The 6,327-nt window shown below is 67.2% G+C and carries 7 protein-coding genes; 5 read left to right on the forward strand and 2 right to left on the reverse strand.

The annotated features are described in order from the left end of the window. Positions 1-54: 54 nt before the first annotated feature. From IEY21_RS14115 to IEY21_RS14130, 4 genes are all read left to right on the forward strand, one after another. Positions 55-882: a hypothetical protein gene (locus tag IEY21_RS14115; protein ID WP_188904989.1), complete on the forward strand. Its 828-nt coding sequence runs from the start codon at positions 55-57 to the stop codon at positions 880-882. A gap of 967 nt (positions 883-1,849) precedes the next feature. Next, positions 1,850-2,320 (forward strand): DIP1984 family protein, encoded by a 471-nt coding sequence (locus IEY21_RS14120; RefSeq protein WP_188904990.1) that lies wholly within the window; start codon positions 1,850-1,852, stop codon positions 2,318-2,320. Between the two features lie 163 nt (positions 2,321-2,483). After that, positions 2,484-3,074 carry a hypothetical protein gene (locus IEY21_RS14125; RefSeq protein WP_188904991.1) on the forward strand — a complete coding sequence of 197 codons (591 nt, stop codon included), beginning with the start codon at positions 2,484-2,486 and terminating at the stop codon, positions 3,072-3,074. 11 nt (positions 3,075-3,085) lie between these two features. Further along, on the forward strand, positions 3,086-4,177 hold the full coding sequence (locus IEY21_RS14130; protein ID WP_188904992.1) for a DNA methyltransferase family protein: 1,092 nt from the start codon (positions 3,086-3,088) through the stop codon (positions 4,175-4,177). Positions 4,178-4,239: 62 nt separating this feature from the next. On the opposite strand, the gene IEY21_RS14135 is transcribed toward IEY21_RS14130, so the two are convergent. Beyond that, positions 4,240-4,842: a hypothetical protein gene (locus tag IEY21_RS14135; RefSeq protein WP_188904993.1), complete on the reverse strand. Its 603-nt coding sequence runs from the start codon at positions 4,840-4,842 to the stop codon at positions 4,240-4,242. Between the two features lie 2 nt (positions 4,843-4,844). Further along, entirely contained in the window at positions 4,845-6,020 is a 1,176-nt protein-coding gene (locus tag IEY21_RS14140) for a vWA domain-containing protein (protein ID WP_188904994.1), read from the reverse strand. Between the two features lie 181 nt (positions 6,021-6,201). On the opposite strand from IEY21_RS14140, the gene IEY21_RS17200 reads away from it, so the two are divergent. Beyond that, positions 6,202-6,327: transposase (locus tag IEY21_RS17200; RefSeq protein ID WP_505686521.1), on the forward strand; the 126-nt coding region annotated here is incomplete at its 3' end.

Below are 6,327 nucleotides of genomic sequence, written 5' to 3' on the forward strand. Positions count from 1 at the left end.
CTGCGGGGGCCGGAGGTGTGTAGCTTGAACGGACCGTATCCAGGAGGTCCATCCATGAGCAATTTCGGCCAGATGGTTGTCAATACCTTCGAGAACCTCACTCCAGACCTTCAGGGCATCTACGACGCACACAAGACGAAGACACTGAATGAATTCACCGGGCCCCAGTCGCTGTCTGTTCTCGCCAGCGGCGCCGCCTCCGGCGCCCTGCCCGGCCTGCATCTGCTGGGGGCCACTGCCGATCTCGCGTTTCTGATGAACCGCATGGCCGTGTGCTGCTACGGCATCGGGGCCATCAAGGGCCATCAGGCCCTGAAAGTGGATGTGCTTGAACGTGAGGACTTCGCGCTCATCCTTGCGCTGTGGGCGGGTGATGAGGACGTGGCCCGGATCGTGAGCAGCAAGATCGGCGCGGACCTGCTGGTGGTGGGCGGAGCCAAGGTGGGACTCAAAGCGGTGTCCAAAGGCATCGGCCACCAGCTCGGGGTGATCAGCGGCAAGAAGCTTGCCGGAAAGGTCGGAGCCAAAGTCGGTGCCAAGATCGGCGCCAAGGCGGGCGCGAAGTTTGCGGCCGGCTGGATCCCAGTGCTGGGCGGTGTGGTCGGGGCCGGAGTCAACGCCTATTTTCTCTCGGACGTGATGGCGGCGGCCCAGCGGTTCTACGACTTCAAGGTGGAGTTCATCCGTGAGCACGGGCTGATTCAGGCGCACATGACGGCGGCTCCGGCCCCGGCCCTTCCTGCGGCGCAGCCCGCGGACGAACAGGGCGGGATCATCGGTGAACTGCACCGTCTGGGCGATTTGCGCAGCAAACAGATCATCACCGAGACCGAATTTGAGTTGCTCAAGGCCAATCTGCTCAGAACACTGACGGCTGGCTGAGCGCCGTGTCCGCCCGCTGCAGGGGATGAAAGAAGGAGATGGGGGAGGCCTGGCCTCCCCCAACGTGCGCTCCGGCGCATCAGGCGAACTGTGGCGCGCTTCCCCGTGCGCAGGTTGACCTGGCCCGCGCCACACCCGGGGCACTTCCACCTCGCACCCCACGCGCTTCACGGGGTTCCCCGCCCTGGAGCTCTGGCGGTTCAGCCCGCGGTGGTCCGGGCTGAGCGAGCCCCCCCTCCGGGACTGCATCCAGGGCGGGATTCCCTGGTGCGTTGGTCAGGGCTTGTGGCAACCAGCGTCTCTCCAACCGCCCCCGAGGCGTGTCCCACGGGGCCGGCGGCCGGAGCAGCCTCGGCGGCCTCAGCGTCCTCGTGTCATGGGCGGGTGCCCTGAAGCGCGCGGTCAGGCCGTCCGACGTCATCGTCACCGGAGTTGCCCGGTGCCGTCGATGATCAGGGCCGCGAGCTCCAAGGCGGCGGCGTCGGACTTTGCCGTCCGTGGGTCGAGCGTGCGGAGGCTCACGGCAGCGGTGCATGGATGCTTCGACAGACCTGGGCAGCGGTTGTCTCGAACAGGAGGTGCGTCGGCAGACATGACGCAGGGACATCCGGGTGAGCCGCAGGCGGCGGGGTATGTCGGGCTTGAACCGGCGGCCCTGGCCCAGATGCGGCGGCCGACAACCCTCTCGGAGGCGGGACGTTCAGCGGGCCGGGGTCCACAGGGGCCCGAGGTGTTCGGTCAGAAGGGTGAACTTCGTGAAGGACCAGGGACGTTTTGAGAAGGGCTGCCCCCTCTCGTGCGGCCGGCAGCTCAACTGCACGGACGTCGGCTCCCCAGACTGGCCTTGCGCCGGAGAAGCAGACAGCCCTGATGGCAGGAGCGGTCGGTCGATGCTCTTTCTTTGAACGAAAGAATGCTTCCAGCTGGATACTGTTCTGGTCGGCGAAGGCCGGCAAAGGAGGTGGACATGACCCTGGCCGAGGCGCTGATCCGGCGCAAGGAGTTCAAGACCCGCATCGCGGACCTGCAAAGCCGCCTGCAGGGCGTGGTGGTGGTCCAGGAAGGTGATCAGCCGTTCGAGAGTCCTGCCGAGTTGCTGGAGGCGCTGGGCCGCACGATGGAGGAGTACCAGGCGCTGATCGCGTCGATCCACCGCACCAACCTGATCGCGCGGCTTCCCGATGGCCGCAGCCTGACGGAGGCCATCGTGGCGCGCGACATTCTCGATGAGCGCATGGCCATCTTGCGTGGTCTGGCGGAGCAGGCGGGGCGCGTGAACGAGCGCTTCGCGCACAGCGAGCTGCGCTACGTGCCGCAGGTGGAGGTGGCCGAGTTGCGGCGCACGGTCGACGGCTGTGCCCGGGCGCGCCGGGAGCTGGACGTGCAGATTCAGGCCACGAACTGGCGGGTGACGCTGGGCAGCGGGGACGCGCAGTAAGCGAGGGCACGGGTAGGCACGCTGGGCGTGCAGGCAGGGTCGCCTCTGCCCTCTCAGGGGCAAACAGTTCCGACGAGCGGGGCACGGTGCACACGCACGGCTCACGGCTCACCGGGCACATTCATGACCAGCCTGCAGACAGCGCGCCGAGGGAGGGACAGGGGTGAAACTCGCTGAAGTGAATTACGCCATCAAAGCGGTGGAGCGTCGTCTGGACGCCGAGTACCGCCGCGTCCGGGACCGGATATTGACCGAGAAACACGGCGCCGCCGTTTCCCGGGAGCCGGTGGTCGCGGAGCTGGAGCGCTTGCTCAGGCGGCGGCAGGATCTGCGTCAGCTGCGGGCGCGGACCCTCGCTCAGCATCCCGAGGTGGTGGACCTGATCACCGAGCGGCGCGTGCTGCGCGAGCACCTGAAGATCCTGCAAGAGCTGCTGGGCAGGGTGCGGGCCACGTCGCCCGCCGCGCCGGTGCCGTTCAACGCCCGGCGTCTGCTGGGTGCCCGACGCGTGTCCGGGACGCCCCGCCGGGATGCCTGGGAGCTGGATTGTCTGTGGTCCGACGGCCGGCGTTTGCGGAGGCCAGCGGGGGTACCCCTCCGGACCCGGCCCACCGTGGCGCTGACCGATCTGCAGCGCCGCGCCGACCACGTGCGTGATCGGCTGAGCGAGGTGGAGGTCACGTTGCAACGCCGGGGCTGGGACATCGACCACCGGTTCTCAAGTTGTTTCGTTGGACGAAAACTCCAAGGGTGATAAAATAACGTATGGCGCGCTCTGGGCAGACCTGGAAGACCTACCTGCAGTTGATGCGGGGGGTGACGGGTCACTGCGGCGTGGTGCATGAGGCACAGCCCGAGACCGCCGAGCAGGATGAAGTGTTCATGGCGCGCTTCATGAGCGATCTGCGCGCGGGCGCGGTGCAGTTCCAGGACGTGATGGCTGGAACCGGCATCAGCGAGAAGCACTTCCGACATCACCTCCGGTACATTTCACGCTGGGGAGTGGTCCGGCGCACGCTGCTGGCGAACGGCGCGAACTTCCAGCTGCTCGAACAGCTGCGGGCGGAAGAACAGGCCCATCAGCTGGATGATCTGACGCTGAGCGGCAAGCTGGTGGAACAACGTCAGCAACTGGCCGAGCACCTGCGAAAGAAAGCGCCTCCGCCTCAAATCAAGGCCGTGGGCTGGTTGGCCCCTCACCCCCAGAGCGGGCACGCAGCCCGCGTGTACACGGCCCGGGAGATCGTGTGGCTGTACGACACCAACGAGGTCGACGCCGCTGAAGGCCTGCATCCCGCCGTGGCGCGCAGCGTGATCGCGCGCTACCTCACCGCGAAGGGCGGCGTCGTGGCAGACCCGATGGCCGGCAGCGGTACGGTGGCGGTGACGGCCACGCGCCTGGGACACACCACCTGGGCCAGCGACATTGCACCGGCCCACCCCTATATTGCGCGGGTTGATCTGCTCGAACGGGACCTCGCTGAGGTGCTGGAGGGCAGCCCACATCCCCTGGTGGATCTGATGTTTCTCCATCCCCCGCTGCCGGCTTCCCTGGACCTCCAGGCGGCCGGCTTTTCGGCGGACGAGGGAGGCTACGGCGCGTGGCTCGGAGCGATTCTGGAACACACCCTGCATGCCCTCAGGGCGGGCGGCCACCTTGTTCTGGTGTTGCCGCTGGGAATCTCGCCCTCGTTGCTGCACCGCGCGCAGGCGCAGCTGTTCCTCAGCCTGCAGGAGAATTTCGGCCCCCAGCAGCCATTGACGCTGAAAGCCTCGCACCTCGCGGTGGCACGAAGCGGCCGGGAAGGCTGGCACCTGTTCGTGGTCCAGAGCCCCGCGCTGGAGAAAGAAGACTGAGGCGCTGCCCCGACGGGGCTGGTGATACCCCTGGGCCCGGGGTGACAGCGTGGAGCCGCCGCTCAATAACCCTCGGGCTCGCTCCACGGGCAGGTGTTCAGCGCCGCCACCCGGACATCGAGCCGGGTGCGCAGGTACTCCTGCCGAACGACAGTGGACCGAAGGTTGACGGCGGTCAGCACATCGTTCCGCTTTTGCTCAATCGTCAGTGAACCGATGGCCTTGTGGGGAGGTGCGGGCAATCCCAGCACTTGCCGGTATGCCCGCTGCCAGGTATCCGGAAGTTCCTCGTCGTGTTCGGGAGCGGGACCTGGGACCCAGGGCAGCCTTTGAAACGCTGGGGTGTCGAACAAGGCCACCCGCAGCAGCTGGACCAGGTCTTCCAGCGTGGCTGGATACCCCAGGCGCTGCGTGGAGCCGTCCTTGCGCGCCCAATCGACCACGAAGCTCCGGCGGTCGAGCAGGTAGGCGGCGCGCAGGTGGTGCCGGGCATGTCCCAGGTACAGCGCGCCGCTTTCGGGAACCGCCCACCAGCGCTGGGACCGGACCCAGCGGTCTTGAAGCGAGATGAGGGACGCGGCCACCACGGCCAGCTCGAAGTCCACCCGACGGGCGACGCGCGGTGGATCTTGCGGCAGATAGATCCAGCTGTGACCTGAGAACATCTTCACCTCCGTCCGGTGGACTTGCTGTAGGCCTGGCTCCTGGCCTGCTTGCTGGCCGCTCGGTGTTCCCCGCGCGCCATGCGGAACTCCAGCGCCTCGAGCTCCAGGAGCTCCCGGTCGATCAGGGCGCCGTGTGTCTGGGCGCGCAGCAGGCGGCGGCGGCTGAGGGTCAGCGTATCGAGGGCCCGGCCGACATCCCCGGTGTCCAGCTGCTGGGCCAGTTCACGCTGGGCCCGGGCAGCGAGCAGGGTGGCGCGTTCCTGAACAACCTCGGGGTGCTCGGCAGGCGGCTCGCCGTCGAGTGAAGGAAGCACGCAATCGAGCTCCTGAACCTGCGGCTTTCCGTTGAGGTCAGTCCAGCGCAGCTTGATGTTCATTCCCTGACCGCCACGGACGCGCACGCGCAGCACCAGCTTCAGTTCCTGGGCGGCGCGCAGCGGGGGCAGGCTCAGGTCGTAGCCGCTCTGTGGCAGATCGTTGAGCACATCAAGCACTTCGACGCCCTCGACGCGCAGGGTGGCGCTGCGCCCCACGGTGGCCTGCAGGTGGTGCAGCTCGGTCTGGAACAGGGCCGGGAGCTCCCGGGGGTGTTCGGCATGATGAAAGTGGCCGTCCCCGGCGTCGGCAAGTCGTTCAAGCAGACCTTCGTTGTAACGCAGGCCCGCGCCGACCACGCTCGTGCTGACGCCCTTCGTGAGGGCGTCCCTCAGGTCGTCGGCGAGCGCCGGGGCGCGGGTTTCCCCGAGGTTGGGTTTGCCGTCGGTGAGCAACAGGACGCTGGCAAGTCGGCGAGGATGACGTGCGCCGAGCAGCAGCCCGGCGCCCAGCTGCCAGCCTGCGTGCAGCGCCGTGCTGCCCGAGGCACGCAGCGCTTCCAGGCAGGTCAGGAGGGTGCGTCCATCCCCTACCGGCTGCAGGGGAGTGTGCAGCACGGGGCCGCTGGCAAAGCTCACCAGGGCCACCCGGTCTTCTGGCCTCAGCCGGGGGAGAGTCTGGGCGGCGGCCTCACGTGCGAGGGCCAGCGGCAGGCCATACATGCTTCCACTGGTGTCGATAGAGAGGACCAGGTCGAGCGGTGCGCCTTCCTTGCCCGCAGGAGGGGAGACGCGAATGAGCAAATCGGTGACGTCAAAGTCGGCGACGGGGCGGGCGGGGATGACCTGAAGGTGTGGATTCACCACTCCAGTGTCTGAGTCGTCTCCGCATTTCGTTGAACGAAATATCGAAAAAGAGCCCTTGTTCAGGCAACAACGCTCTGTCCCGGTCAACCTTCGCAGGCCCGGTGGATTTGCGTTTGAAGGCGACTGTGTACGGTCCGGACACCAGGTCGTTCGGCCACAGGAAGCCGTACTTCGCGCTTTGCGTGGGGGCTCGGCCAGCGAGTTCAAGCGAGACGCCGCTGGGCTCGCCCGAACGGGCGGCAACCTCTCCCACACTGCTCGCGAACTGGGCGAGGGTGCCTCATTGCTCCGCAAATGGCTGACG

This window comes from Deinococcus aerophilus (assembly GCF_014647075.1).
GTDB classification, from domain to species: Bacteria; Deinococcota; Deinococci; order Deinococcales; family Deinococcaceae; genus Deinococcus; species Deinococcus aerophilus.

What these genes read in the sequence shown, in the direction of transcription:
- IEY21_RS14120 (WP_188904990.1), top strand. Translation starts at nt 1,850, where the DNA reads ATGACCCTGGCCGAGGCGCTGATCCGGCGCAAGGAGTTCAAGACCCGC.
- IEY21_RS14135 (WP_188904993.1), bottom strand. Translation starts at nt 4,842, where the DNA reads ATGTTCTCAGGTCACAGCTGGATCTATCTGCCGCAAGATCCACCGCGC.
- IEY21_RS14115 (WP_188904989.1), top strand. Translation starts at nt 55, where the DNA reads ATGAGCAATTTCGGCCAGATGGTTGTCAATACCTTCGAGAACCTCACT.
- IEY21_RS14130 (WP_188904992.1), top strand. Translation starts at nt 3,086, where the DNA reads ATGGCGCGCTCTGGGCAGACCTGGAAGACCTACCTGCAGTTGATGCGG.